Origin of the sequence: Halopseudomonas oceani (genome assembly GCF_963677335.1) — a bacterium.
Lineage (GTDB): Bacteria > Pseudomonadota > Gammaproteobacteria > Pseudomonadales > Pseudomonadaceae > Halopseudomonas > Halopseudomonas oceani.
This window is the reverse complement of record NZ_OY781932.1, coordinates 1,871,571-1,895,415: the sequence shown is the minus strand read 5'-3', so window position 1 is coordinate 1,895,415 and position 23,845 is coordinate 1,871,571. Positions and strand designations below refer to the sequence as shown.

Sequence of the window (23,845 nt, the reverse complement as noted above, 5' to 3'; positions counted from 1 at the left end):
TCAGACCACGCTGCCCTCGAGTGCGTCATCGACCGGCTGCAAGGCAGCTGCCGTCGCCTCATTCCAGCGATACAGCTCGATCCGGCCATCCTGGTGCTCGATCAGCGCGGTGCAGGACTCGACCCAGTCCCCGCAGTTGAGGTAGTCGATACCGCTGACTTGGCGGATTTCTGCGTGGTGGATGTGTCCGCAGACAACGCCTTCCAGGCCGCGCTTATTGCACTCATGTGCCAGCGCCTCCTCAAACTCGCTGATGAAATTGACCGCCTTTTTCACCCGGTGCTTCAGATAACCGGACAGCGACCAATAGCCAAGCCCGAAGCGGTTGCGCCAGTGATTGAGCCAGCGATTGAGAACCAGGCTGAACTCGTAGGCATGATCCCCCAGAAACGCCAGCCAGCGGTGACAACGGGTAATCACATCAAACTGGTCACCATGAATAACCAGCAGTCGGCGCCCGTCCTGACAGTGGTGCACAGCCTCATCTACCAGCTCGATATTGCCCAGCAGTAGCGTGGAATAGCGCCGCAGGAACTCATCGTGGTTACCCGTGACATACACCACCCGTGTACCGCGCTTGCTCATGGTCAGAATGCGGCGCAGCACATTGGTGTGCGCCTGCGGCCAGTAGATCCCCTTGCGCAGACGCCAGCCATCGATGATGTCGCCTACCAGATAGAGCTGATCACATTCGTAAGATTTGAGGAAAGCCGCCAACTTGTCAGCCTGACAACCACGGGTACCCAAGTGCAAATCCGAGATCCAAAGGGTTCTGACTCGCTGTTTCTGCTCCGCTGGCAACGACACTGCTGTGTTCATGCGCCTGTCTCCTCGGGAAGTTGCCTTCACGCTACTGGCAGGCAGTGACCGGATTGTGTCACCCAAATGACAGCAACATGACAGCGCGACAGCACCGCAGAACCGCTCACCTTCGTATACAATGGCCAGCCTTAGTCGAACGCCCTCGTCCGGAACAACACCATGTTCAAACGCCTGCTGCCTCTGCTGTTGCTGATTGTGTCCAGCTGGACCCTGGCTGAACCTCTGCGTACAGGCCTGGTCCTGTCAGGGGGTGGCGCCCGGGGCCTGGCTCACATTGGCGTACTCAAGCAACTGGAGCAGATGAATATTCCGATCCACGCCATTGCCGGTACCAGCATGGGCGCGGTCATCGGCGGTTTGTACGCATCCGGCTACAGCGCCGACGAACTGGAGAAACTGGCACTTAGCCTGGACTGGCAGAACACCTTGGGCGACTCCCCAAGGCGGGAGGACATTCCCTATCGACGCAAGCAGGACGACCGCGACTTTCTGGTCAAACAGCGTCTGAGTTTCAACAATGGCGTCCTGAGTTTTCCACTTGGCCTGATGCAGGGCCAGAACATGGGCGTGGTGCTGGAAAGCCTGCTGGTCCACACCAATGAGATCGACGACTTCGACAAGCTGCCAATTCCATTCCGCGCAGTAGCCACCGACATCGCGACCGGTGAAGCCGTGGTGTTCGACCACGGTCATCTCCCGCTGGCGATCCGCGCCAGCCTGGCGCTGCCCGGATTCTTCGCCCCGGTTGAGGTCGATGGCCGCCTGCTGGTTGATGGCGTACTGAGCAAGAACGTTCCGATCGACGTCGCCCGCGCCATGGGCGTTGACCGGGTCATCGTGGTCGATATTGGCACTCCGCTGAAGTCTGCCAGCGAGTTGACCTCGGTGCTCGACATCATGGATCAGACGACCACCCTGCTCACCCGCACCAACACAGAGAAGCAGCTTGCCACCCTGACCGATCGCGACCTGCTGCTGCAGCCGGCGCTTGGCAATATGGGGTTCAGCAGCTTCGCCGAAACGCAGCAAGCAATTGATGCTGGTGCCCGCAGCCTCGCGGAAGCCAATGGCGTGCTGGCCTTCGTCGCCCCGGATGACGGCTCCAGCGGCGGCAACCTGGCTAGCAGCCGGCCGCAACGCCAAGCCATCATCCATGCGATTGAGGTCGACAATAGCGGCAAGGTAGCAGACGAGGTGGTGCTCAGCATGATTCGCCAGCCGATTGGTGAGCCGTTGAACCTCGCCCGCCTGCAGACGGACATGGGCACCATCTATGGGACCGACTACTTCAGCCGCGTCACCTACGAAGTCGTGCATGACAGCGGCCGCAACACCCTGCTGGTCCATACCGCCGGGCGCCGCACCGGCACTGACTACCTGCGCCTGGGCCTGAATCTGGTGGACGACTTCGAGGGCGACAGCCAGTACAACCTCGGTGCCAGTTTCCGCGTCAATGGCCTTAATCCGCTGGGCGCTGAATGGCTCACGCGCCTTCAGGTTGGCTCGGATCAGGAGCTGTATACCGAATTTTATCAGCCGCTGGACTATGGCTCTCGTTACTTTCTCGCGCCCTTCATCGATGCCGAGGCGCGCAATATCGACGTGATCGACGACGATGACCCGATCGTTGCCTACCGCCAGAAACGCTATGGTGCCGGCCTGAATCTGGGTCGCCAGATCGCCAACAGCGGCGAGGTGCGTTTCGGCCTGTCGCGCTACCGCGGAAATTCACGGGTGCGCATCGGCGACCCTGATCTGCCATCAATCGACTTCAACGAAGCGTTCTACTCCATCGAAATCGACCGCGACACGCTGGACGATGTGAACTTCCCGCACTCCGGCGAGGAAGCCCGCCTCAGTTGGCGTCAATCCGAGCCAGACCTGGGCGCGGACGAGCGCTACCAGCAGATCGAGTTCAAGGCAAACAAGGCATTTGGCTTTGGTCCAAACAGCCTTCAGGTCGGCGGTTTCATCGGCCGGACAGACAGTGACGTGAACGTAGCCCAAAGCAGCTTCAGCCTCGGTGGGCCAGGCTGGTTTTCCGGTTTCCGTCAGGATGGGCTGGCTGGCCAGAATTATCAGCTTGGCCGCCTGGTCTACTACCGCCGATTGACTCCCAGCTACTTCGATACCCTGAGCCTGCCGCTCTATCTTGGCGCAAGTCTGGAATATGGTCGGGTATACAACCGCGACGACGCCGGCTTTGATACCGGTTACTTCAGCGCGGGCAGCCTGCTGCTGGGCATGGATACGCTGGTTGGTCCGCTATTCTTCGGCCTTGGGGTCAACGAAGAGGGGCACGAAGCCCTGTACATGAAGCTCGGTCAGACCTTCTGAGGGCGCGCGCTTCAGCCGCTGATCTCCAGTACCAAAGCGGCTCGGATGCAATGCAGTACACCCTCATCAACCTGCTCGTCCAGCTCACGCGCAAGCGTTCGGACGCCCGGCAGATCGTCGCCATCATGATTGAGAAAAGCGTCCTGCAATCGCTCCAGCTGGACCGGGCCGATATCAACGGCCTGCTCCAGCGTCAGGTTGCCGGTGGTAATCGCCTGCGCCAGTTGGCCGTAGACCTTTCGCAGTGGCTGACCAAGCTGAACCGCCGCCTGCTCTGCGCTCATGCCGGCGCGCACCAGCGCAATCGCTTCGTGGGCATCGCGCTGCTCCTGGGCCTGTGCCGCGGAGCCGTTGCCGTCGAGCACCTGCAAAAAATCAGCGCCGTAGCGCTCCAACTTGTGCGAGCCGACGCCGCTGACCAGCGCCATATCCTGCAGGGTCGCAGGCCGCTGGCGTAGCATGTCGACCAACGTGTTGTCGGTAAAGATGACGTAGGGCGGCACACCGTGGGCATCGGCCAGTTGCTTACGCAGGGTCCGCAAGGCTTCCCAAAGCGCGCGATCAGCCTCGGCAATAACGGGCTTGTTGCTGCCCCGGCTACCCCAGGCTGCCGGCTTGCTGACATCGCGGCGCAGCTGCAAGCTCTCCTCACCACGCAGCAGCGGACGACACCGCTCGCTCAGGCGCAGGCTGCCATAACCGTCGAGATCCACCTCAACCAGTGCACGGGCAATCAACTGGCGGAATACCGAGCGCCACTCGTTCTCGCCCAAAGACTTGCCAATGCCGTAGGTCGATAGATGCTGATGACCGGCGCTGCGGATCTTTTCATTGTCACGCCCAAGCAGAATATCGATCAGGTGACCCACACCGTAGCGCTGACCGCTGCGATAGATGGTCGACAGCGCCATCCGGGCTGGCTCACTGCCGTCCCAGGTCACGACCGGCTCCTGACAGTTGTCGCAGTTACCGCAGGGCTGTTCGAGCGTCTCGCCAAAGTAGCCCAGCAGCGTCTGCCGGCGACAGGTGGTCAGCTCACAGAGCGCAAGCATGGCATCGAGCTTGTGCCGTTCAATCCGTTTGTGGCGTTCATCGCCTTCCGAGCTGGCCATGATCTGGTTCAGCATCAGCACATCCTGCAGGCCGTAGGCCATCCAGGCGTCCGCGGCCAAACCATCGCGCCCCGCCCGCCCAGTCTCCTGATAGTAGGCTTCCACGCTCTTGGGCAGATCAAGATGGGCAACGAAACGCACGTTGGATTTGTCGATCCCCATACCGAACGCGATAGTCGCCACCATCACCAGCCCCTCCTCATTAAGGAAGCGCTTCTGGTGCGTTGACCGCAGCTCCGGCGGCAAGCCAGCATGGTAAGGCAAGGCCGGCCAGCCCTGCTCGCACAGCCAGGCGGCGGTTTCCTCCACCTTCTTGCGCGACAGGCAATAAACAATACCGGCATCGCCCTTGTGCTCGCGCAGAAAGCCCAGCAATTGCTGACGTGGCTTGTCCTTGGGCACGATGCGGTAAAAGATGTTGGGGCGATCAAAACCGGAGACAAAACAGGCCGCTTGCTCCAGCTTCAGTCGTTGAGCCATCTCCTCACGGGTACGCTCATCCGCCGTGGCGGTAAGCGCCATGCGGGGCACGCCGGGGAACAGCTCCGCCAACTGTCCCAGCTGCAGGTATTCGGGACGAAAATCATGGCCCCATTGGGAGACACAGTGGGCTTCGTCAATCGCAAACAGCGCAATAGGCAGCGACTGCAGAAAATTCAGAGTACGGGGTTTGAGCAGCCGCTCCGGGGCGAGATAAAGAAACTGAAGCTCACCGGCACGCATCTGCCGGGCCACCTCGCGCTGGGCATCTTCACTCAGCGTCGAGTTGAGCGCTGCCGCCTTAAGGCCCAGCTCATTCAGCGTCGCCACCTGATCATCCATCAAGGCAATCAGCGGTGAAACTACCACCGTCAAACCCTCGCGCAGCAAACCCGGCACCTGATAGCACAGCGACTTGCCGCCACCGGTTGGCATCAACACCAACGCGTCGCCACCGCAGGCGACCTGATCAATGATGTCGGCTTGCTGACCACGGAACTCGCCGTAGCCAAACACGTTCTTCAGTTGCTGCAGTGCTTGCTCGCGCATGGGTCTCCTCACCAGATCTGATTCCGTTGATGGGCAGAATCAGCGGCCGCAGAGTATAACGCCTTTGGCAATTGCCCGGGGCATGCGTAAAATGCCCGGACAACCAAAGAGAGGTGTCCCATGTCCTTCAATGATCAACTCCAGCGCCTGCAAGCTTTTCTGGACGCCGATGACCTGCACGACGAAGCGCTGGACTACATGGCCGCCTGTGGCTATCTGACCGCGTTGGCCATCAGCCCGGAAGCCGTTGCTGATGATGAAATGCTGGCAGAGCTGTTCGCCGAAACCCCGAACTACGAAAGCGACGAACAGCAGCAAGCCATTGTCAGTACCCTGCTGGAGCTGAAAGCACGTATCGCCCGCGAGCTGGCCAGTGATGAAGATCTTGAACTGCCCTGCGAGCTGAGCCTCGGTGACGAGCCTGACTACTCTGATCTGCGCAGTTGGTGCATCGGCTTCATGGAAGGCGTATTCCTGCGTGAAGAAGCCTGGTTCAGCGGTGATGAGGAGTTGGTAAGCGAGCTGTTGCTGCCGGTCATGGTCGGCTCCGGACTGTTTGCTGATCAACCGGAGTTTGCCGAGATCGACAAAGACCCGGATATGGTTGAGGACATGGCAGAGCATATTCCCCAGGTGCTGACACAGCTGTTCCTGCTGTTCCACGCGCCGGAGGAGAAACCCCGTCCTGCGCTGCTGAAGCGCTCCTGATCCACTGACAGAGGCAGCGGCGCGTGGCAGCATGACTAACTGCGCGCACTTGCCTACACTGGGTGGCATTACCTCGGCTGATCCCGCCGGAATGCCATCACAGTGAACATATCCTTGCGCTCATGGTCCCTGCTACCTGCCTGCCTGCTGCTGGTCGCCCTATCGGCCATCGGCTGGGACTATGAGCATATCTTCGCCCGCATCAACACCCTCTACAACCCGGACATGCAGGCCCAGTGGCGGCTGCAGGAATGGCGCACACTGCTGGACGACAGCCAGACCCTGAACGACCAGCAGAAGCTGGAAGCCGTCAACGACTTCTTCAACCAGCGCCTGCGCTTCAGCGACGATATCAGCATCTGGGGCGAGGTCGACTACTGGGCCTCTCCGGCAGAGTCCATGGTCAAGGGTGCCGCCGACTGTGAAGACTACTCTATCGCCAAATACTTCAGCCTGCGCCGCGCCGGCATCCCCAACGACCAGTTGCGCCTGACCTACGTCAAGGCGCTCGAACTGAACCAGGCGCATATGGTGCTGACGTACTATGCAACGCCCGACAGCGAACCGCTGGTGCTCGACAATCTGACCGACCGCATCCTGCCTGCCTCACACCGCAACGACCTGCTGCCAGTTTACAGTTTCAACGCGGAAGGCCTGTGGCTGGCTGGCCGTGGCAACAGCCAAACCGGCTCGGCCAAGCAGCTTTCACGCTGGCAGGACCTGCTGAAAAAGATGCAGAACGAGGGCTTCGATGACCTCGCGCTACCCTGAGTAAAGAGGAACCAACCATGTCACTGGTCAAACAGCTCATCCTCGCCATCTGCCTGTTCCTGCTGATCGCCTTCAGCGGCAGCTTTCTGGTCAGCCTGGAGAGCTCACGCAATCAGCTGCAGACTCAGCTACGCTCGCACGCGCAGGACGCAGCAACGGCGCTCGGTTTGTCCCTCACGCCCCACGTGCAGGATCCAGCCATGATTGAGCTGATGGTGAGCTCGATCTTTGACAGCGGCTACTTTGCCCGAATCCGCGTCTATGCGGTCAGCGATGGCCAGGTCATCGTCGAGCGGGTTCGCAGCCTTGATGAGACCAAGGCACCGGAATGGTTCGTCAGGCTGGTCAATCTGCAGGAGCAAACCGGGGATGCCATTATCATGAACGGCTGGCAGCAATTTGCCCGCGTTGAAGTCGTCAGCCATCCACAGTTCGCCCTGAACAAACTCTGGGACAGCGCCCTGGGCACGCTAGCCTGGCTGGTAGTCTGTGGTCTGTTCAGCGCCCTGCTTGGCGCCCTGCTGCTGAAACGCCAACTGATGCCCCTGATGTCGATGGCCGACCAGGCCGAAGCCATCACCCGTCGCGAATACCGCACCCTGCCGCGTATTCCACGCACGCCTGAACTCAAGCACGTAGTCATGGCAATGAACCAGATGGTCGGCAAGCTGAAAACGCTGTTTGAAGAGGAAGCAGCCCAAACTGAGCACTATCGCCGACAGGCATACCATGATGCATTGACTGACCTGCCAAACCGATTGTCGTTCGACCACACGCTGGCCGCAGCCCTCACCTCCACCGAGAGCCTGGAAGGCCACCTGCTGGGCCTGCGGATCAGCGACCTCAACAAGATCAACCAGCAGCTTGGCGGCGCCCGGACCGACGCGCTGCTAAAAAGCATTGGCACTCAGCTCAAGGCGCTGCAGGAGGCCCACCCAAGCTGGCTGTGCTGCCGCTCGCGGGGCGGCGAGTTCCTGATCCTTGCGCCCGGCAGCAACCTCGAAAGCGTGCAGGCGGTGACCGAGCAACTCGCCATTCAGACCGCAGCCCTGGAAGCACTGACAGAACTGCACGAGCAGCAGCCGCTGGAGTTCGGCATAGCCGGGTACCGCATCGGTGACGATAGCAAGCAATTGCTTGGACGCGTTGATCAGGCAATGACCGAATCCAGCCTCAGCGGCACCAGTATCAAACCCGGCTACAGACCCGCCAGCGAAGATGACCAGACGCTCAACAATGCGCACGAATGGCGCAGCCTGCTGGAACAAGCCCTCAAGGACTTTCAGTTCACGCTGCACTTTCAGCCGGTGTTGCAAGGAGCTGACCTCAAACAGCTTCTGCACCAGAAGCTGCTGGTGCGGATGCGCAGCGCAGATGGCCAACTGATGATGGCCGGTCAGTTCCTGCCTTGGGTCGAGCGCCTTGGGCTTTCAGCCGCCTTTGACCGCTGCATGGTCGGGCTGGCGCTGTCTCACTTGCAACGTCACCCGGGCCCGCTGGCTCTCAGCATCACCAATGACACCCTGCACAGCGCCGAGAACCGCAAGCAAATTCGCCAACTGCTCGAGCAGCACCGTAACGAGGCTGCCCACCTGACCCTGGAAGTCGACGCGCGCTACCTGCAAAACTGCGACGACCTCGCCAGCCTTGCTCAGGATCTGCGCCCGCTGTCAGTGCAATTGGGCTTGCAGCATTTCGGTCGCCAGCTCAGCCTGATCGGCGAACTCGCGCTGATTGGTCTAAGTTACCTGAAAATCGAGAGCAGCTTCATTCGCGATCTGGACACCGAAAGCGACAAGCACCTCTATCTGGAAGCCCTGGTACGCACCGCGCAGCGCATTGACCTACTGCTGGTTGCCGAGCAGGTGCAGAGCCAGGGAGAGATTGCTGCGCTGAAGGCGGCAGGGATTGAAGCCATGCAGGGCCGGGCATTAGCTGAGCCCGGCGAGTGGAAAACCGAGGGTAACACTTAGCCTCAACCCCGCTGGCGGGCCAAAGCGCCTTGCCTTTGCCCTCACAGGCATCGGCAGGGGGCTGGCAGAACAGCCTGTCTAGATCAGTACGTCAACTTCATCCTGATCAATCAAACTGCTCAATTCACTGAGTTTCGCCCGCTCCGCAGACCGGCTATTGAGTTTGGCGACCGCCGCTCCCGGCAGGTCAGTAATACGGATAACACCACGCTGCAATAGCACCTCGATAAGATCCTCCAGCACCCGGATCATATCGGTATCGCTTCCCTGCAACCGCTGCAGGCTCTCTTTCAGCGAGCGCTCCTGCTGCCACTCCAGTAGCTCCGCAGCATCATCCGCGATCCACTCGGTACAGCCAGTCACCGCCTCGCTGGAAACCACAGCAATCATGCCTGCGGGATCACGTTTAACGTACATTGATCAGTCCCCTTCTGCCGAAGGCTGAGTTAATGAAAAGACTATAGAACAAGGGCCGGCACCGGTCACCCGGTGTCGGCCCTTGAATCAGGCTGCGGCAACCTAAACGATCAGACTGGGATCGGGGTCTGCCAACATATTGCTGATATCGACTGGATTGAGGCCCTTGACCACAATCACCTGATCGGCACCACTGCCAATATCACCCGAGCTGCTGATATTGAGTTGCGCGCTGGCCACACCATCAACCGAGATGCTACTTACCTGCAAGTAGTCGGCGATATCGGCGACGTCGATCCCTCCCAGCAGAGAGCTCAGATCAAGCACATCGGTCCCGAGGGAGAAATCCATAACCAGGTCGGTTGCGGGGGTGCCAACGGTACCGGCATCACCGCTCTGCCACACAAAGGTGTCAGCGCCAAGGCCGCCGTACATGACATCATTGCCCTGGCCGCCAATCAGCACGTCATCGCCGGCACCGGCCATCAACAGATCATTGCCTGCGCCGCCGTAAATAGTGTCAGCGCCCCCTTCATTCGTGGTTTGGTCATAGAAGTTCAGCGGATTGGCTCGCAACAGCGCGATGACCTCCTCAGTGCTCGGTGCATGACCCAAGGTATCGGTCAGGTAGTCAACCACCCCCTGATAGCCCATACCGGCGTATGCACCTCCCAAGCTGTCCGAGCTGACGGTGTCGCCATAGATGATGTCATCGCCGGCAGTACCGACCAAGGTGTCATCCCCGACCTTCGGCACAACGGTCACGCTGCTGTCCAGAGCCAGCTCCAGATCCTCTGCGGTATTGACGTTATCAACCTGGCCAACCGCGCCGTTAATCCAGCCACCATCAACCCAGATCCACTGATTACCAGTGGAGTTTGTGTTGTCGAAATACTGAAGGTAGTCCGTATTGATGTCGTCACCGATACCAATCGCATTGACCTTGACACCATAGGACTGACCAACCAAGGAAGCCATGGCGCCAACCGCATCGGCCATATCGTAATATTGCGTGCTGCTGCCACTGCCTCCATCGCTTGGGTTACCGTAATTGTTCAAGTGGAACGTCGGATTCCCGTCTGTCAGGAACAGCGCCAGGTTTTCAAAGTCCGGCGTGCCCGGAGTCTGGGCGTCGAACCAGCTCTTGGCGGCGCGTAGGGCGGCTTCGTAGTTGGTACCGCCCATATCGGTGTAACCTGAGTAAGCAGTCAGGCCCGCAATCACCAGCAGCAAAGCATTGACTTGCGCCGGGCTATTCAGTGAGTAGGTAGCTTCCTGCCCAACATCGCCCCCGAAGGTTATCAGGCGCACATTTACTGCCCCGCCATGCGAACCCAGGTCGTTCACCAGCTTGGTGAGCGATTGTTGCATCAACTCCAGGCGGCTCAGCCCTCCTGTACCGGAGTTATCATCCATGCTCGCGGACAGGTCGACCATCAGCGCGATATTGTAATCCTCCGGCACGACCACACTATAGGAGCCCTCAACATCACCGATAATGATGTCATCCCCCCGTCCACCATTAAGCGTGTCATCCTCGGCAGTACCGACGATGAGCTGATCAACTGCCGGGGAGCTGACATCCACACCGAACTGGGCATCGTCCGTGTCGCCATCGGCATCGACAATCTCGACCCCGAAGTCCAAATGGGTGTCTTCCGGAAGTAGCGCAGTCTCGATATCCATCGATGTCAGACGAATCTCATCACCATTGGTGCTGTCGAAACCGCCCTCATGCTTGATAGTAATGGCATAAAAACCATCAATATTAAGGTCGTCAGCACTGACCACGATCGTCGGCGAGGTGTCCGTCAGGGCGATGTCATTCAATGTGGCTATCACATCACCGTTTTCATTCAGCACATCGATGCTGATTTTGGCGTCGTCACCTGAACCGTTGAAATTGAAGGTCAGGGTTGCCATGTCGACCATCTTGTTCGCGTCGGCCGCTGGCAACGTAGCGGTGCCGGTGGCATCGAAAAACGCGAGCGTCAGGGTCTCGTCCTTGGAGAACAGGTTGTTGTCAGAACCAATGCCCTGATTGCCCCAGTTCACCTCGTCGGTGCTGCCGTTTTTGGTCGCGGTGAAGCGAATATCGGTCTCTCCACCATAGTTATTGATCACCTGCGACGCCCAAAGGGTATTGGCGATCCCGCCGTTGGCAGTGGTAAATAGCACGCCTTCCGAACCGGTTGGCTTGGGAGTAACCAGATCAAACTCGTAGGTGCCATCCACCTTCATGAACAGAGTGAAATAGGTGTAGCTATCTGCGCCGTCGGCATAACTTACGGTCAGCAGCTCGCCCTGATACTCGCCCGCGTTATAGATATCCTCGCGCACGGCGGTGAAGTCATCGCCGAGGCCGGCAGCATCGAAACTCAGATTAATGCCACTTTCCAAGTCTGCTGCAACGTCCGACAGCCCATCGGCACCAGCGCTGTAGGACCAGTTACCAACGGTGACGCCAGCTTCATTGGAGGTGGTCATGTCGTCTACCGCAGAGATCAGCGGCGCCGTGTCGTACACTCGGATACTGACCAGGGTCGGCTCTGCGGTATTGATGCCATCCGTAGCAGAGTAATAGAAGCTGTCAGTCAGATACGGATCAGCAAGCGGATGATCAAGCACCGGCGCTTGATAGGTGAACTCACCGTTGGCATAAACCGTAACGGTGCCACCCAGCACGGTAGTCAAAACGGCGCCACCAACGCCCACTGCGGTGCCGCCAGTGCCATCGGCATTATTGGAAACGCTCGACACGCTAAGACCCGCCGGGTCATTGAACAATACGCCATTGATCGAGCCATCAGCGCCAGTATCCAGAGCGTCACCCTCGATGACTTGGTACTGATCCGATGCTCCGCCCAAGAAGATTTCATTGTCTTCGATCAGACCGCTAACGGTGGTGGTGCTACCCAGATCCGCGCCACTGGCCGAGGTCAGGGTCATGCTCAGATCTTCATAGCTGCCCACACCGCCTTCGAACAGGCTGTCATCAAAGGTCGGGATGGTGATCTGGCCAGTCGTGCTGCCCGCCGGAATGACCACGCTGCCGCTGTAAACGATCGGCGAGGTCAGGTCACCGGCTTCGGCGCTGCCATTCAGGGTCATCGACCAGTTGACGGTCACGTCCTCATCCGACGTACCGCTCATGGTGATACCAAACACCAGATCGCCGCCTTCAACCACCTGCGCGCCGACACCCTGGACGTCGTCGAGGTTGACGACCGGGGTGCCTTCGTTGTCTTCGATCAGACCGCTAACGGTGGTGGTAGCGCCCAGATCCGCGCCACTGGCCGAGGTCAGGGTCATGCTCAGATCTTCATAGCTGCCCACACCGCCTTCGAACAGGCTGTCATCAAAGGTCGGGATGGTGATCTGGCCGGTGGTGCTGCCCGCCGGAATCACCACGCTGCCGCTGTAAACGATCGGCGAGGTCAGGTCACCAGCTTCGGCGCTGCCATTCAGGGTCATCGACCAGTTGACGGTCACGTCCTCATCCGACGTACCGCTCATGGTGATGCCAAACACCAGATCGCCACCTTCGACAATCTGTGCACCGACGCCTTGCACTTCGTCGAGGTTGACGACCGGAGTGCCTTCGTTGTCTTCGATCAGACCGCTAACGGTGGTGGTGGCGCCCAGATCCGCGCCGCTGGCCGAGGTCAGGGTCATGCTCAGATCTTCATAGCTGCCCACACCGCCTTCGAACAGGCTGTCATCAAAGGTCGGGATGGTGATCTGGCCGGTGGTGCTGCCCGCCGGAATCACCACGCTGCCGCTGTAAACGATCGGCGAGGTCAGGTCACCGGCTTCGGCGCTGCCATTCAGGGTCATCGACCAGTTGACGGTCACGTCCTCATCCGACGTACCGCTCATGGTGATACCAAACACCAGATCGCCGCCTTCAACCACCTGCGCGCCGACACCCTGGACGTCGTCGAGGTTGACGACCGGGGTGCCTTCGTTGTCTTCGATCAGACCGCTAACGGTGGTGGTAGCGCCCAGATCCGCGCCACTGGCCGAGGTCAGGGTCATGCTCAGATCTTCATAGCTGCCCACACCGCCTTCGAACAGGCTGTCATCAAAGGTCGGGATGGTGATCTGGCCGGTGGTGCTGCCCGCCGGAATCACCACGCTGCCGCTGTAAACGATCGGCGAGGTCAGGTCACCGGCTTCGGCGCTGCCATTCAGGGTCATCGACCAGTTGACGGTCACGTCCTCATCCGACGTACCGCTCATGGTGATACCAAACACCAGATCACCGCCTTCAACCACCTGCGCGCCGACGCCCTGGACGTCGTCGAGGTTGACGACCGGGGTGCCTTCGTTGTCTTCGATCAGACCGCTAACGGTGGTGGTAGCGCCCAGATCCGCGCCGCTGGCCGAGGTCAGGGTCATGCTCAGATCTTCATAGCTGCCCACACCGCCTTCGAACAGGCTGTCATCAAAGGTCGGGATGGTGATCTGGCCAGTCGTGCTGCCCGCCGGAATGACCACGCTGCCGCTGTAAACGATCGGCGAGGTCAGGTCACCGGCTTCGGCGCTGCCATTCAGGGTCATCGACCAGTTGACGGTCACGTCCTCATCCGACGTACCGCTCATGGTGATACCAAACACCAGATCGCCGCCTTCAACCACCTGCGCGCCGACACCCTGGACGTCGTCGAGGTTGACGACCGGGGTGCCTTCGTTGTCTTCGATCAGACCGCTAACGGTGGTGGTAGCGCCCAGATCCGCGCCACTGGCCGAGGTCAGGGTCATGCTCAGATCTTCATAGCTGCCCACACCGCCTTCGAACAGGCTGTCATCAAAGGTCGGGATGGTGATCTGGCCAGTCGTGCTGCCCGCCGGAATGACCACGCTGCCGCTGTAAACGATCGGCGAGGTCAGGTCACCGGCTTCGGCGCTGCCATTCAGGGTCATCGACCAGTTGACGGTCACGTCCTCATCCGACGTACCGCTCATGGTGATACCAAACACCAGATCGCCGCCTTCAACCACCTGCGCGCCGACACCCTGGACGTCGTCGAGGTTGACGACCGGGGTGCCTTCGTTGTCTTCGATCAGACCGCTAACGGTGGTGGTAGCGCCCAGATCCGCGCCACTGGCCGAGGTCAGGGTCATGCTCAGATCTTCATAGCTGCCCACACCGCCTTCGAACAGGCTGTCATCAAAGGTCGGGATGGTGATCTGACCGGTGGTGCTGCCCGCCGGAATCACCACACTGCCGCTGTAAACGATCGGCGAGGTCAGGTCACCGGCTTCGGCGCTGCCGTTCAGGGTCATCGACCAGTTGACGGTCACGTCCTCATCCGACGTACCGCTCATGGTGATACCAAACACCAGATCACCGCCTTCAACCACCTGCGCGCCCACACCCTGGACGTCGTCGAGGTTGACGACCGGAGTGCCTTCGTTGTCTTCGATCAGACCAACAGCAGAGACATCACCAGGAGCGGCCGCGACAACATCGGTGATGGACACAACCAAGTCTTCGAAAGTACCGGGGCCACCTTCGAAAACATCGTCATCGAAGGTCGGAATCGAGAGGACATAGCTGGTGTCACCAGCTGGAATAGTTACCGTACCGGTCAACACGGCGCCACCGGGCAGATCACTGGCGCTGGCAGACCCCAGAGTTACCGTCCAGGTGAAGGTTACCGGTACCTCACTGGGTGCAGACAGGGAAACCAGAAAATCAAGCGTGCCACCTTCTACAGCCTGAGCACCGCCGATATCGCCTCCGGGCTCAACCGGGGTAATGCTGATCACCGGCGCGCCGTCTTCCGGCAGGAACAGATCTTCCTCGTTGGGAATCTCCAAAGGAGCGGAGGCCAGTGGCCCGGTATCCAGCCCGACGTCTGGTGTTACCCGTAGATCAAGTCGATCAAGCAGAACAAAGGAATGGCCACCCCCCTGCCCACCAGCACCCGCCGCGCCGGCAGCAGCCGGACCGGCTGCGGTGGCTTCAAGCAATTGGGTAGGGTCAACACCGGCGGCGATCGCAGCCTGAATGGCTGCGACATCGATGTCTTCTGCACTGCCCGACCCCGTGTCGTCGGCTACCAGAAAGGAGGAGTCGCGACCCAAATCGAGCTCACGGCCATCACTGAGCTGAAGGGTGACGCTGCCCTGCTCGCCGGTAAAAACCTGTTCGCCAGCCATAACGCGATCGCCTTCGACCAGCAAGCGCTTTTCCCCGCTGGGAGTAACAACCACAACCTGACCAACAACCTGAGTAACTTTTGCGCTGGTAGCCATTTTCATGACTCCTTTCATTTCATGTGGACAACAGCCCCGGGGACACCGTCACTGGATGACACCCGAGAACCCTCGGCTTCCCTTCACCTACCCTCAACGCCGGCTCCGCTAGACTTCCCCTGACGAGACAGCCACCCTACGACGCACGAGCAACAACAACTAATTGGCGATAAAATAACAAAATAATTTATTCGTCAATTTGATGACTATGTGCAAATATACTAAACCTTCAGGGAACACGCTCTTACTGTTTTAGATGCTTTGGCAATATGAGCGCAGGACGCGACTCCAATTTGGTATCAAAACAACATCACAGAGACCACTCTCCAGTTAAAAAGCCTGACTAGACTTGAGAGCAAGCGTGAAACCTGTCGTCCACCAAAAAAACATAACCGGCACAACATCAAGGAGGATCTATGAAATCCTTAACCCCGTGGCAGTTCCTTGCGCTGCCGCTGACTCTGTCCGTGTCTCTAGCCGTTTCGGCGCAGTCGCTGCCCGAGGCCATGCAGACAGCCATCGACAACCATCCTGAGCTGCGTGCCTCTGCCAGCAGCCGACTTTCAGCGGAAGAAAACCTCAAGGGAGCACGGGCAGGATATTACCCAACGGTTGATCTGACCGGCGGCTACGGGCGTGAAGGTACCGATAGCCCCTCTACGCGCGCTGCCGGCAATCACTGGGAAAAACTGAACCGTGGTGAGGGCGCCCTTCGCCTCGGCCAGATGCTGTTCGACGGATTCGCCACCGCCAACGAGGTAGGTCGCAACGTCGCCACCGTCAACTCCCGCGCCTATCGCGTGCTGAGCACGGCGGAGCAGATCGGCCTTGCCACCGCTGACGCCTACCACCAGGTGCTGATGCGACGCGAAATGGTGCGCCTGGCTGAAGAGAACATGCGCAGCCATGAACGTGTTCACGATCAGATTCGTCTGCGCAGTGAGCGCGGCGTCGGCCGCAACGCCGACTTGGATCAGGCCGAAGCCCGACTTGCCCTGGCACGCAACAACCTCGTCACCGAGCAAGCCAATCTGGCCGACGCCGAAGCGGTCTACTACAGTGTCGTTAGCCAACCCCCGGGCGACCTGACACTACCTGCGCCGATTACCGGCATGCTTCCCGAGTCGGTTGAAGCAGCACTGCAGGACATTCCCAATAACCCCTTCATCAAGACCGCCGAAGCCGATCGCACCGCAGCCGAGCGCCAGTACGAGGCTGCAAAGTCGCCCTTCTACCCACGCTTTGACCTGGAGTTGTCGCGCAATTTCGACAACAACCTGGACGGCACTGACGGCCACTACAACGAATGGCAGGCCATGGTCCGGATGCGCTACAACCTGTTTAGCGGCGGTCGAGACAAGGCCCAAATGGAATCCAGCGCACACCAGATCAACGAAGCCATCGAGATTCGCAACAACGCCTACCGCCAGTTGAGTGAAGAACTGCGCCTGGCCTGGAATGCGATGGACAGCGCCCGCAAACAAGTTCCCATTGCTCAGCAGTATGTCGATCACACGGTTCGCGTTCGCCAGGCTTACCGCTCACAGTTCAACATTGGCGAGCGTACCCTGCTTGACCTGCTGGACAGCGAGAACGAACTGTTTACGGCGCAGCGCCGTCTGACCGAAACCCGATTTGCCGAGTATCTGGCGCAATATCGCCTGCTGGCGGTCGCCGGTGAACTGCTGCGCAGCCAGTCGGTAGTCCCGCCAGCTGAATCCATGGCTCTGAGCGACTCAGGTTCTCCGTACTCCGATTTGCCAACAGGTCAATAACATTTTGACAGCGCCTGATGTACTGACGGGGCCGAAAGGCCCCGAACAGGGGGCGAACAGCAACGCAGGGGGTGACCCTCGTAGCCGTTTCGATGATCCACTGCTCGACGCACTGCTGATCCTCTGCACCTGCTTGCAGGTGAAGACCAGTCGCGGCGTGCTTGCCGCTGGCCTGCCCTTGCAGGAGCAGCGGCTTACCCCTGAACTGCTGCCACGCGCAGCAGCCCGAGCCAACCTCCAGGGGCGTATTCTCGACCGCCCGCTGGATCAAATCGACGACATTGCCTTGCCCGCCTTGCTGTTCCTGAAGGACGGCCGCAATGTGGTACTGGAGTCATGGCAAGGCGCAGATAAAGCCCGCCTGCTCACCAGCGAGTCGGCAGGCGGCGCCAAGTTAATTGAGCGCTCCAAACTCGCAGAGCTGTACACCGGTCGCGCGTTTTTTGCCCAACCGCGGCACCGCTATGAGATGCAACTGGAATCGCCGTTACCGCGCACCAAGCACTGGTTCAAGGATACCCTGCGCTTATCGCGTCGCCTGTATGCCGACTCCATGGTGGCCAGCTTTTTGATCAACCTGATCGCGTTGATGACGCCGTTGTTCGTCATGAACGTCTATGATCGCGTCGTCCCCAATCAGGCCACCACCACACTCTGGGTACTGGCGATTGGCATCTCCCTGGCGCTACTGTTCGACCTGATATTGCGCACCCTGCGCAGCTATTTTCTGGATCTGGCCGGCAAGAAAACCGACCTTATTCTGTCAGCGACGCTATTCGAACGTATTCTCGGCATGAACCTCAAGGCGCGTCCGACGCGAGTCGGCAGCTTCGCCCAGAACATTCATGAATTCCAGAGCTTGCGCGACTTTCTGACCTCGCTCACGCTGACCAGCGTAATCGATGTCCCATTTTCGCTGCTGATTCTGCTGGTGATCGGTTTCATTGGCGGGCCTTTGGTAGCCATCCCTTTGCTGGCCTTCCCCTTAACGCTTCTGCTTGGCTGGATCATCCAAGGCCCGCTGGCTCGCTGCATCGACCAGACCCTGCATCTGGCGAGCGAACGACAGGCCATGCTGATTGAAACGCTGGGCGGTATTGATCTGCTGAAAGTGAACTGCGCCGAGAGCGAGCGACAGCGTCAATGGGAATCCACCGTTGGCGCCCTGGGCCGGCTGGAAATGAAGGCTCGTAAATTATCGACCCTGGCGGTCAACGGCACCATGTTCCTGCAGCAGCTCGCAGGCATTGGCATGATCGTCGCTGGCGTCTATCTGATTGGTGATGGCGCGATCAGCATGGGCGGACTGATTGCCTGCTACCTGCTGAACAGCCGGGCGCTGGCACCGCTGTCCCAGGTTTCCAGTCTCCTGACCCGTTACCAGCAAGCCCGGCTGACCATCGGCACCACCGACAGCATGATGAGCATGCCGCAGGAGCGCCAGCCGCATGCCATTCCCACCCAGCGCCGCCAGTTGCATGGCGCTATCGAAGCGCGGGACGTCTGTTTCACCTACCCGGAACAACAATACCCGGCACTGCAGAACCTGAACCTGCGGATCATGCCCGGCGAGCACGTCGGCATCATCGGCCGCAGCGGTTCAGGCAAAAGCACGCTGGAAAAGCTGTTGCTGAACCTCTACCAGCCCGACAGCGGGCATCTGCTGGTGGACGGCGTCGATATCCAACAACTGGAAGTGGCAGACCTGCGCCACAACATTGGCTATGTGCCGCAGGATATCCAGCTGTTCAACGGTACCCTGCGCGACAACCTGACACTGGGTGCCCGCTATGTCGATGACGAGCGCCTGCAGCAAGTCGCCGACATGGCCGGAGTAAGTGACTTCGCACGCCTCCATCCGCTCGGTCTGAACCTGCAAGTGGGTGAGCGCGGCATGAATCTGTCGGGCGGCCAACGCCAGGCCGTCGCCGTTGCCCGCGCACTGCTGCTGGACCCGCCGTTACTGGTGCTCGATGAGCCGACCAGCGCCATGGATAACAGCAGCGAAGAGCGCCTCAAGCGCCAACTGCAACCCATTCTGAAAAATCGAACGCTGCTGCTGGTTACGCATCGAGCTTCTATGTTGTCACTGGTAAAACGCCTGATTGTAATTGACGGCGGCAAGATCGTCGCCGATGGCCCCAAGGATCAGGTACTCGAAGCCTTGCGCAAAGGACACGTCAATGTCGCACGCAGCTAAGCCTACCCTGCAGCTGAATGGCGGCGCTGTTCCCGGCAAACCCGCTGCGGCCACCGACACGCCCCTGCCGGATCTCACTCACGCCATCCTTGAGGACTCCCCGAAGTCGGCGCGACTGATGCTCTGGGCATTGGTTGCATTCCTGCTGACAGGGTTGCTTTGGGCGCACTTCGCCAAGGTCGAGGAGTTGACCCGCGGACTGGGCAAGGCCATTCCGCCCGGGAAACTGCAGCGGGTACAGAACCTCGAAGGCGGCATCGTTGCCGAAATTTTGGTCCGCGAAGGCCAAATAGTGGAAAAAGGCACGCCGCTGCTGCGTCTGGATGACACCCGCTTTGCGTCCAATGTGCAGGAAACCCGCGCAGAACAGCTGGGCAAACAGGCGGCAATGGCCCGCCTGACCGCCGAGGCCGAAGGTGGTGAACTGGTCATGCCGGAAGAGGTACTGCGTGAAGCGCCCGAGCTGGCCGAGGCAGAAGTTGCCTTGTACCAGTCCCGCCAGCGCCGACTGGCCGACGAGCTGGCAATTCTCGATGAACAGCGACGTCAGCGTGAACAGGAACTGAACGAGCTGCGCTCGAAACAGCGTCAGTTCAGCAACAGCCTGGGCCTGCTGCGCCGAGAGATTAATATGTCCGCCCCACTGGTGAAGGACGGTGCTATCTCCGAGGTAGAAGTGCTTCGTCTGCGCCGGGCCGAAGTCGAAACCCGGGGCAACCTCGACGGCACAACTCTGGCGATACCCAGAGCAGAATCCGCGCTACGCGAGGTCGAACGCAAAGCCGAGGAAGCACAGAACCGTTTCCGCAGCGAAGCTTTCGAAGAGCTGAACCAGACTCGCATCGACCTGCAGAAGACTTCTGCCTCAGGACTGGCGCTGGAGGACCGGGTGCGTCGGACCCTGGTGACCTCCCCTGTCCACGGCATTGTCCAGCAGTTGCTGGTCAATACGATCGGCGGTGTTATCCAGCCGGGTAGTGATCTGGTCGAAATTATCCCGCTGGACGACACCCTGCTGTTCGAAGCCCGCATCCGCCCACAGGACATCGCCTTCCTCCACCCCGGGCAGGAAGCGATGATCAAGATCACAGCCTACGATTACACGATCTACGGTGGACTCAAGGGCGAGCTGGAACACATCAGCGCCGATACCGTCACCGATGAAAACGGCGACAGTTTCTATCTGATTCGCCTGCGTACGGACCAGAATCACCTGGGCACAGACGAAAAACCCTTGTTGATCATTCCCGGCATGGTTGCCAGCGTCGACATCATCACCGGCCGCAAGAGCATTCTCAGCTACCTGCTCAAGCCAGTGCTGCGCGCCAGAGCAGAAGCCCTGCGCGAACGTTGAGGAACATCAGGCTGCTGCAGCTACCCAGCGCTGCAGCAGCGCCAGCACCTCGCCAGGAACACGGAAGCCGTTACACAGCAGCGCAAGCTGGCCCTTACGTTCGGCGAACAAAATGGGCAGCTCGGCAAACCCGCGATCAGCCACCCAGTTCCAGTCCTGTTCCAGTTGCTGCCGGGTTTCCGGGTGGTCAAAACGGGCAGCAAAAAGCGCCTCGTCATAACCAATGTCAGCAGCGATCTGCATCAGCACTGCGGGCTGGGTGATATCCAACCCCCGTGCGTAGAAAGCGTGCTGAACGGCCCGCGCAAATGGCCAGGCCAGACACTCATCCAGGTTACGCGCCGCAATCAGGGCTCGACTCGCCGGACCCACGTTAAAAACCAGCGAGTCGGGCAACGCATGAGGGTCGGAGAAAGGCTGCCCACTCAGTGCCGCAACCGCCTGCCAATGATCAGCCAGCGCCTGACGCGAGGCGTTGTCCAATGGGGTATCCAGGTGGGCGCGCAGGCTACCGGCCATCAGATGGACCGGTAACTCAGGGAATTCAGCACGAATGGAGTCAAGCAGCGGCGCTAATCCCCAGCACCATGAACACATCGGGTCCATCACGTAGATCAGGCGCTGCTGCATGCGGTACTCCGTATCTGTTATCAGCGGTCAACCTTGGCGTTGGGTGACGCCAGCAACGGGGACATGCCGATTGGATGCGGCCGGTTCTGCGCTTTCGCCAGCTGAATCTGGCGCTGACGCTCCTCGGCACGCTGACGCGTCTTCTCCGGCAGGCTGTCGTAACAATGGGGGCAGCTGATGCCTTCTTCGTATTGCGGCGAAGCCTTGTCGTCTGCCGAGACAGGGTGGCGACAGGCGTGGCACTGATCGAATGAGCCCGGTGCCAGATCATGGCGCACGGTTACCCGGTTGTCGAACACAAAGCACTCGCCATTCCACATCGACTCTTCAGCAGGTACGTCCTCAAAGTACTTTAGGATGCCGCCCTTGAGATGGAATACCTCGCCAAAGCCCTCTTCCAGCATGTAGCTTGAGGCCTTTTCACAGCGAATGCCCCCGGTACAGAACATTGCCACCTTTTTGTGACGTTTCGGATCAAAGTGCTCGCGCACATACTCGGGAAATTCACGGAAGGTCTTGGTCTGCGGATCAATAGCACCTTCGAACGTGCCGATTGAGACTTCGTAGTCGTTGCGGGTATCGATCAGCAGTACTTCCGGATCGCTGATCAGCGCGTTCCAGTCCTTGGCCTCAACATAGGTGCCGACCTTGCTGGTCGGCGAAATACCGGGCACGCCGAGGGTCACAATCTCTTTCTTCAGCTTGACCTTGGTGCGATAGAACGGCATCTCCTCGCAGTAGGACTCTTTGTAGTCCAGGTCGGCGAGTCGGGCATCGGAGCGCAGCCAGTCCAGCACGCGATCCATACCGTCACGTGGTCCGGCGACAGTGCCGTTGATACCTTCAAGCGCCAGCAGCAAGGTACCTTTGACGCCGTTGGCGACCATGGTGTCGAGCAGCGGCTGACGGAGAGCTTCGTAGTCGTCCAGCTGGACGAACTTGTAGAGTGCCACAACAACAATTGCAGACATGCTTACCTCAGTGTTCAGTGGGCGCCCGCGTAAAGGGCGTACTTTTTGAAGGGCCGCATTCTAGCAAAGCCGCTGACGACAACAAACCGCCGGCGGGCGGACGGGTGAACGAAGCGGCAACGGCCCCTAGTCGGCCTTGCTGCCACCCAGGCAATTCGGCGAAGCCGGTGCCTGCTGTCGTTGCTGCCACTCCGCTGGGGTATAGGTGTGCAAGGCCAGCGCGTGAATTTTCTGCATCAGCCCACCAAGGGTAGCGTAGACCGCCTGGTGACGCTTAACCGAATTGAGGCCAGCAAAGCGCTCGCTGACCACCACCGCCTTGAAATGAGACTCCGAGCCGGGCGGCACACTGTGCATGTGGCTCTCGTTGACCAGTTCCAGATGAGTTGGGTTGAGTGCCTGCAGTGCCTGTTCAAGTGCTTGCTGGACGACGGCCATGGTCACCTCCTGAAAAACGGGACGCTATTGTAGCGCAACAAGCCGATCAGGAACCGGCCGGCGGTGGCGTCAGCGCCAGCCTGCGCAAGCGCCGCTGCCGCAGGTTGTTGATCAAACTCGGTGCCAGCGCAATCAGGGCAGAACCGGACACCACCATCAGCGCACCGAGATAAGCCAGGCTGTTGAGGATTTCCGGCTCAATCACACCCGGCCAGAGCATCGCTCCGAGGGCCACCAGCGAGAAGGTAAACAAGGGCGTGGTGGTCACCGTTGCGCTCACCCGAGACGCCTCCCAGTGGGCAAGTGCCTCAGCGAACGCGCCATATGCCACCAGGGTATTGAGACAACACCCCAACAACAGCCAACCTTGCACCGGACTCAAGGAGAGCAGTTGAGAAGGTGTCGTCAGCGGCCATATCAACACCGCGCAGGACAGATAGATCACCATCATCACCGACACCGACGACCAGACCGTCAGCAACTGCTTCTGCGCCAGACCATACAGCGCCCAGCTGAAAGCTGAAGCAATCGCAATCAGGATCCCCACGGTGTAGCCACTCATCTGTGTCATCAACTCAACCAGACGCTGATTGAAGAACAGAGCAAACCCCGGCAGCAACACCGCCAGCCCCAGTAACTGGCCAAGACCAAAGCGTTCGCGGAATAACAGCATGCTGCCCAGCATCAGCATCACGGGTGCGGTCTGAATAATCAGTTGCATGGTGCCGGCAGACAGCCGATTGAGCGCCATCATGTAAAGCACATAGTTGAACGCAAGCCCCAGTACCGCGACCACCAGCAAGCCCCGGTTACGCGACGACAGACTGCGAATCGATGGCAGTCGACGCTTAGCAGCCAGCCAGGCGAACAGCACCAGACCGGCACTCAGCAGTCGGTACCACGTCACGGTATAAGGATCCATGACATTGAGGACTTCCTTCAGCATGATCGGCAGCACGCCCCAGAGCAGGGTGGTAGTCAACGCCAACAGGAATCCGTAAAGCCAGCGGCCGGACGACACATGCATGAAGCACACTCGGAAAG

General features: G+C 59.5%; 15 protein-coding genes. 7 read left to right on the top strand and 8 right to left on the bottom strand.

Annotated features, from left to right (window positions below; all coding sequences use genetic code 11):
- Positions 1–819 carry a UDP-2,3-diacylglucosamine diphosphatase gene (locus ACKPCU_RS08920; RefSeq protein WP_321351514.1) on the bottom strand — a complete coding sequence of 273 codons (819 nt, stop codon included), beginning with the start codon at positions 817–819 and terminating at the stop codon, positions 1–3.
- 162 nt (positions 820–981) lie between these two features.
- Here ACKPCU_RS08920 and ACKPCU_RS08915 point away from each other — a divergent pair, with 162 nt between their 5' ends.
- Complete coding sequence (locus tag ACKPCU_RS08915) at positions 982–3,159, top strand: patatin-like phospholipase family protein (RefSeq protein WP_321351512.1); 2,178 nt, start codon at positions 982–984, stop codon at positions 3,157–3,159.
- Between the two features lie 11 nt (positions 3,160–3,170).
- Here the strand turns inward: ACKPCU_RS08915 and recQ are convergent, their stop codons facing one another.
- Positions 3,171–5,300 (bottom strand): DNA helicase RecQ, encoded by a 2,130-nt coding sequence (gene recQ / locus ACKPCU_RS08910; protein WP_321351510.1) that lies wholly within the window; start codon positions 5,298–5,300, stop codon positions 3,171–3,173.
- A gap of 120 nt (positions 5,301–5,420) precedes the next feature.
- Between recQ and ACKPCU_RS08905 the strand changes: the two genes are divergently transcribed.
- From ACKPCU_RS08905 to ACKPCU_RS08895, 3 genes are all read left to right on the top strand, one after another.
- On the top strand, positions 5,421–6,008 hold the full coding sequence (locus ACKPCU_RS08905; protein WP_104738158.1) for a YecA/YgfB family protein: 588 nt from the start codon (positions 5,421–5,423) through the stop codon (positions 6,006–6,008).
- Between the two features lie 102 nt (positions 6,009–6,110).
- Positions 6,111–6,779 carry a transglutaminase-like cysteine peptidase gene (locus tag ACKPCU_RS08900; RefSeq protein ID WP_407651841.1) on the top strand — a complete coding sequence of 223 codons (669 nt, stop codon included), beginning with the start codon at positions 6,111–6,113 and terminating at the stop codon, positions 6,777–6,779.
- A gap of 17 nt (positions 6,780–6,796) precedes the next feature.
- The gene (locus ACKPCU_RS08895) at positions 6,797–8,752 is read left to right on the top strand and encodes a bifunctional diguanylate cyclase/phosphodiesterase (protein ID WP_321351507.1); all 1,956 of its coding nucleotides are present in this window, start codon (positions 6,797–6,799) and stop codon (positions 8,750–8,752) included.
- A gap of 78 nt (positions 8,753–8,830) precedes the next feature.
- Here the strand turns inward: ACKPCU_RS08895 and ACKPCU_RS08890 are convergent, their stop codons facing one another.
- Entirely contained in the window at positions 8,831–9,169 is a 339-nt protein-coding gene (locus ACKPCU_RS08890; protein ID WP_104738156.1) for a tryptophan synthase subunit beta like protein, read from the bottom strand.
- A gap of 102 nt (positions 9,170–9,271) precedes the next feature.
- Complete coding sequence (locus ACKPCU_RS08885) at positions 9,272–15,433, bottom strand: retention module-containing protein (protein ID WP_321351504.1); 6,162 nt, start codon at positions 15,431–15,433, stop codon at positions 9,272–9,274.
- A 416-nt stretch (positions 15,434–15,849) separates the two neighbouring features.
- Here ACKPCU_RS08885 and ACKPCU_RS08880 point away from each other — a divergent pair, with 416 nt between their 5' ends.
- The 3 genes from ACKPCU_RS08880 to ACKPCU_RS08870 are packed head-to-tail and all read left to right on the top strand — an operon-like array spanning position 15,850 to position 20,762.
- A complete protein-coding gene (locus tag ACKPCU_RS08880) occupies positions 15,850–17,208 on the top strand; it encodes a TolC family outer membrane protein (RefSeq protein ID WP_104739833.1) in 1,359 nt (452 codons plus the stop codon).
- A 22-nt stretch (positions 17,209–17,230) separates the two neighbouring features.
- Positions 17,231–19,408 carry a type I secretion system permease/ATPase gene (locus tag ACKPCU_RS08875; RefSeq protein WP_321351800.1) on the top strand — a complete coding sequence of 726 codons (2,178 nt, stop codon included), beginning with the start codon at positions 17,231–17,233 and terminating at the stop codon, positions 19,406–19,408.
- Complete coding sequence (locus ACKPCU_RS08870; protein WP_321351500.1) at positions 19,392–20,762, top strand: HlyD family type I secretion periplasmic adaptor subunit; 1,371 nt, start codon at positions 19,392–19,394, stop codon at positions 20,760–20,762. Before ACKPCU_RS08875 ends, ACKPCU_RS08870 begins: the two co-directional genes overlap by 17 nt.
- A 6-nt stretch (positions 20,763–20,768) precedes the next feature.
- Here the strand turns inward: ACKPCU_RS08870 and ACKPCU_RS08865 are convergent, their stop codons facing one another.
- The 4 genes from ACKPCU_RS08865 to ACKPCU_RS08850 form a co-directional block, all read right to left on the bottom strand.
- Positions 20,769–21,392, bottom strand: coding sequence for a DsbA family protein (locus tag ACKPCU_RS08865; protein WP_321351498.1), 624 nt, complete (start codon positions 21,390–21,392; stop codon positions 20,769–20,771).
- 20 nt (positions 21,393–21,412) lie between these two features.
- Positions 21,413–22,363 (bottom strand): oxygen-dependent tRNA uridine(34) hydroxylase TrhO, encoded by a 951-nt coding sequence (trhO, locus tag ACKPCU_RS08860; RefSeq protein WP_104739830.1) that lies wholly within the window; start codon positions 22,361–22,363, stop codon positions 21,413–21,415.
- 126 nt (positions 22,364–22,489) lie between these two features.
- On the bottom strand, positions 22,490–22,801 hold the full coding sequence (locus tag ACKPCU_RS08855; RefSeq protein WP_321351494.1) for a BolA family protein: 312 nt from the start codon (positions 22,799–22,801) through the stop codon (positions 22,490–22,492).
- A gap of 46 nt (positions 22,802–22,847) precedes the next feature.
- On the bottom strand, positions 22,848–23,828 hold the full coding sequence (locus tag ACKPCU_RS08850) for a DMT family transporter (RefSeq protein WP_104739828.1): 981 nt from the start codon (positions 23,826–23,828) through the stop codon (positions 22,848–22,850).
- Positions 23,829–23,845: the final 17 nt, after the last annotated feature.

Coding starts and splice junctions, on each gene's coding strand:
- ACKPCU_RS08920 (WP_321351514.1), bottom strand. CDS start 819: ATGAACACAGCAGTGTCGTTGCCAGCGGAGCAGAAACAGCGAGTCAGA.
- ACKPCU_RS08915 (WP_321351512.1), top strand. CDS start 982: ATGTTCAAACGCCTGCTGCCTCTGCTGTTGCTGATTGTGTCCAGCTGG.
- recQ (WP_321351510.1), bottom strand. CDS start 5,300: ATGCGCGAGCAAGCACTGCAGCAACTGAAGAACGTGTTTGGCTACGGC.
- ACKPCU_RS08905 (WP_104738158.1), top strand. CDS start 5,421: ATGTCCTTCAATGATCAACTCCAGCGCCTGCAAGCTTTTCTGGACGCC.
- ACKPCU_RS08895 (WP_321351507.1), top strand. CDS start 6,797: ATGTCACTGGTCAAACAGCTCATCCTCGCCATCTGCCTGTTCCTGCTG.
- ACKPCU_RS08890 (WP_104738156.1), bottom strand. CDS start 9,169: ATGTACGTTAAACGTGATCCCGCAGGCATGATTGCTGTGGTTTCCAGC.
- ACKPCU_RS08885 (WP_321351504.1), bottom strand. CDS start 15,433: ATGGCTACCAGCGCAAAAGTTACTCAGGTTGTTGGTCAGGTTGTGGTT.
- ACKPCU_RS08880 (WP_104739833.1), top strand. CDS start 15,850: ATGAAATCCTTAACCCCGTGGCAGTTCCTTGCGCTGCCGCTGACTCTG.
- ACKPCU_RS08870 (WP_321351500.1), top strand. CDS start 19,392: ATGTCGCACGCAGCTAAGCCTACCCTGCAGCTGAATGGCGGCGCTGTT.
- ACKPCU_RS08865 (WP_321351498.1), bottom strand. CDS start 21,392: ATGCAGCAGCGCCTGATCTACGTGATGGACCCGATGTGTTCATGGTGC.
- trhO (WP_104739830.1), bottom strand. CDS start 22,363: ATGTCTGCAATTGTTGTTGTGGCACTCTACAAGTTCGTCCAGCTGGAC.
- ACKPCU_RS08855 (WP_321351494.1), bottom strand. CDS start 22,801: ATGGCCGTCGTCCAGCAAGCACTTGAACAGGCACTGCAGGCACTCAAC.
- ACKPCU_RS08850 (WP_104739828.1), bottom strand. CDS start 23,828: ATGCATGTGTCGTCCGGCCGCTGGCTTTACGGATTCCTGTTGGCGTTG.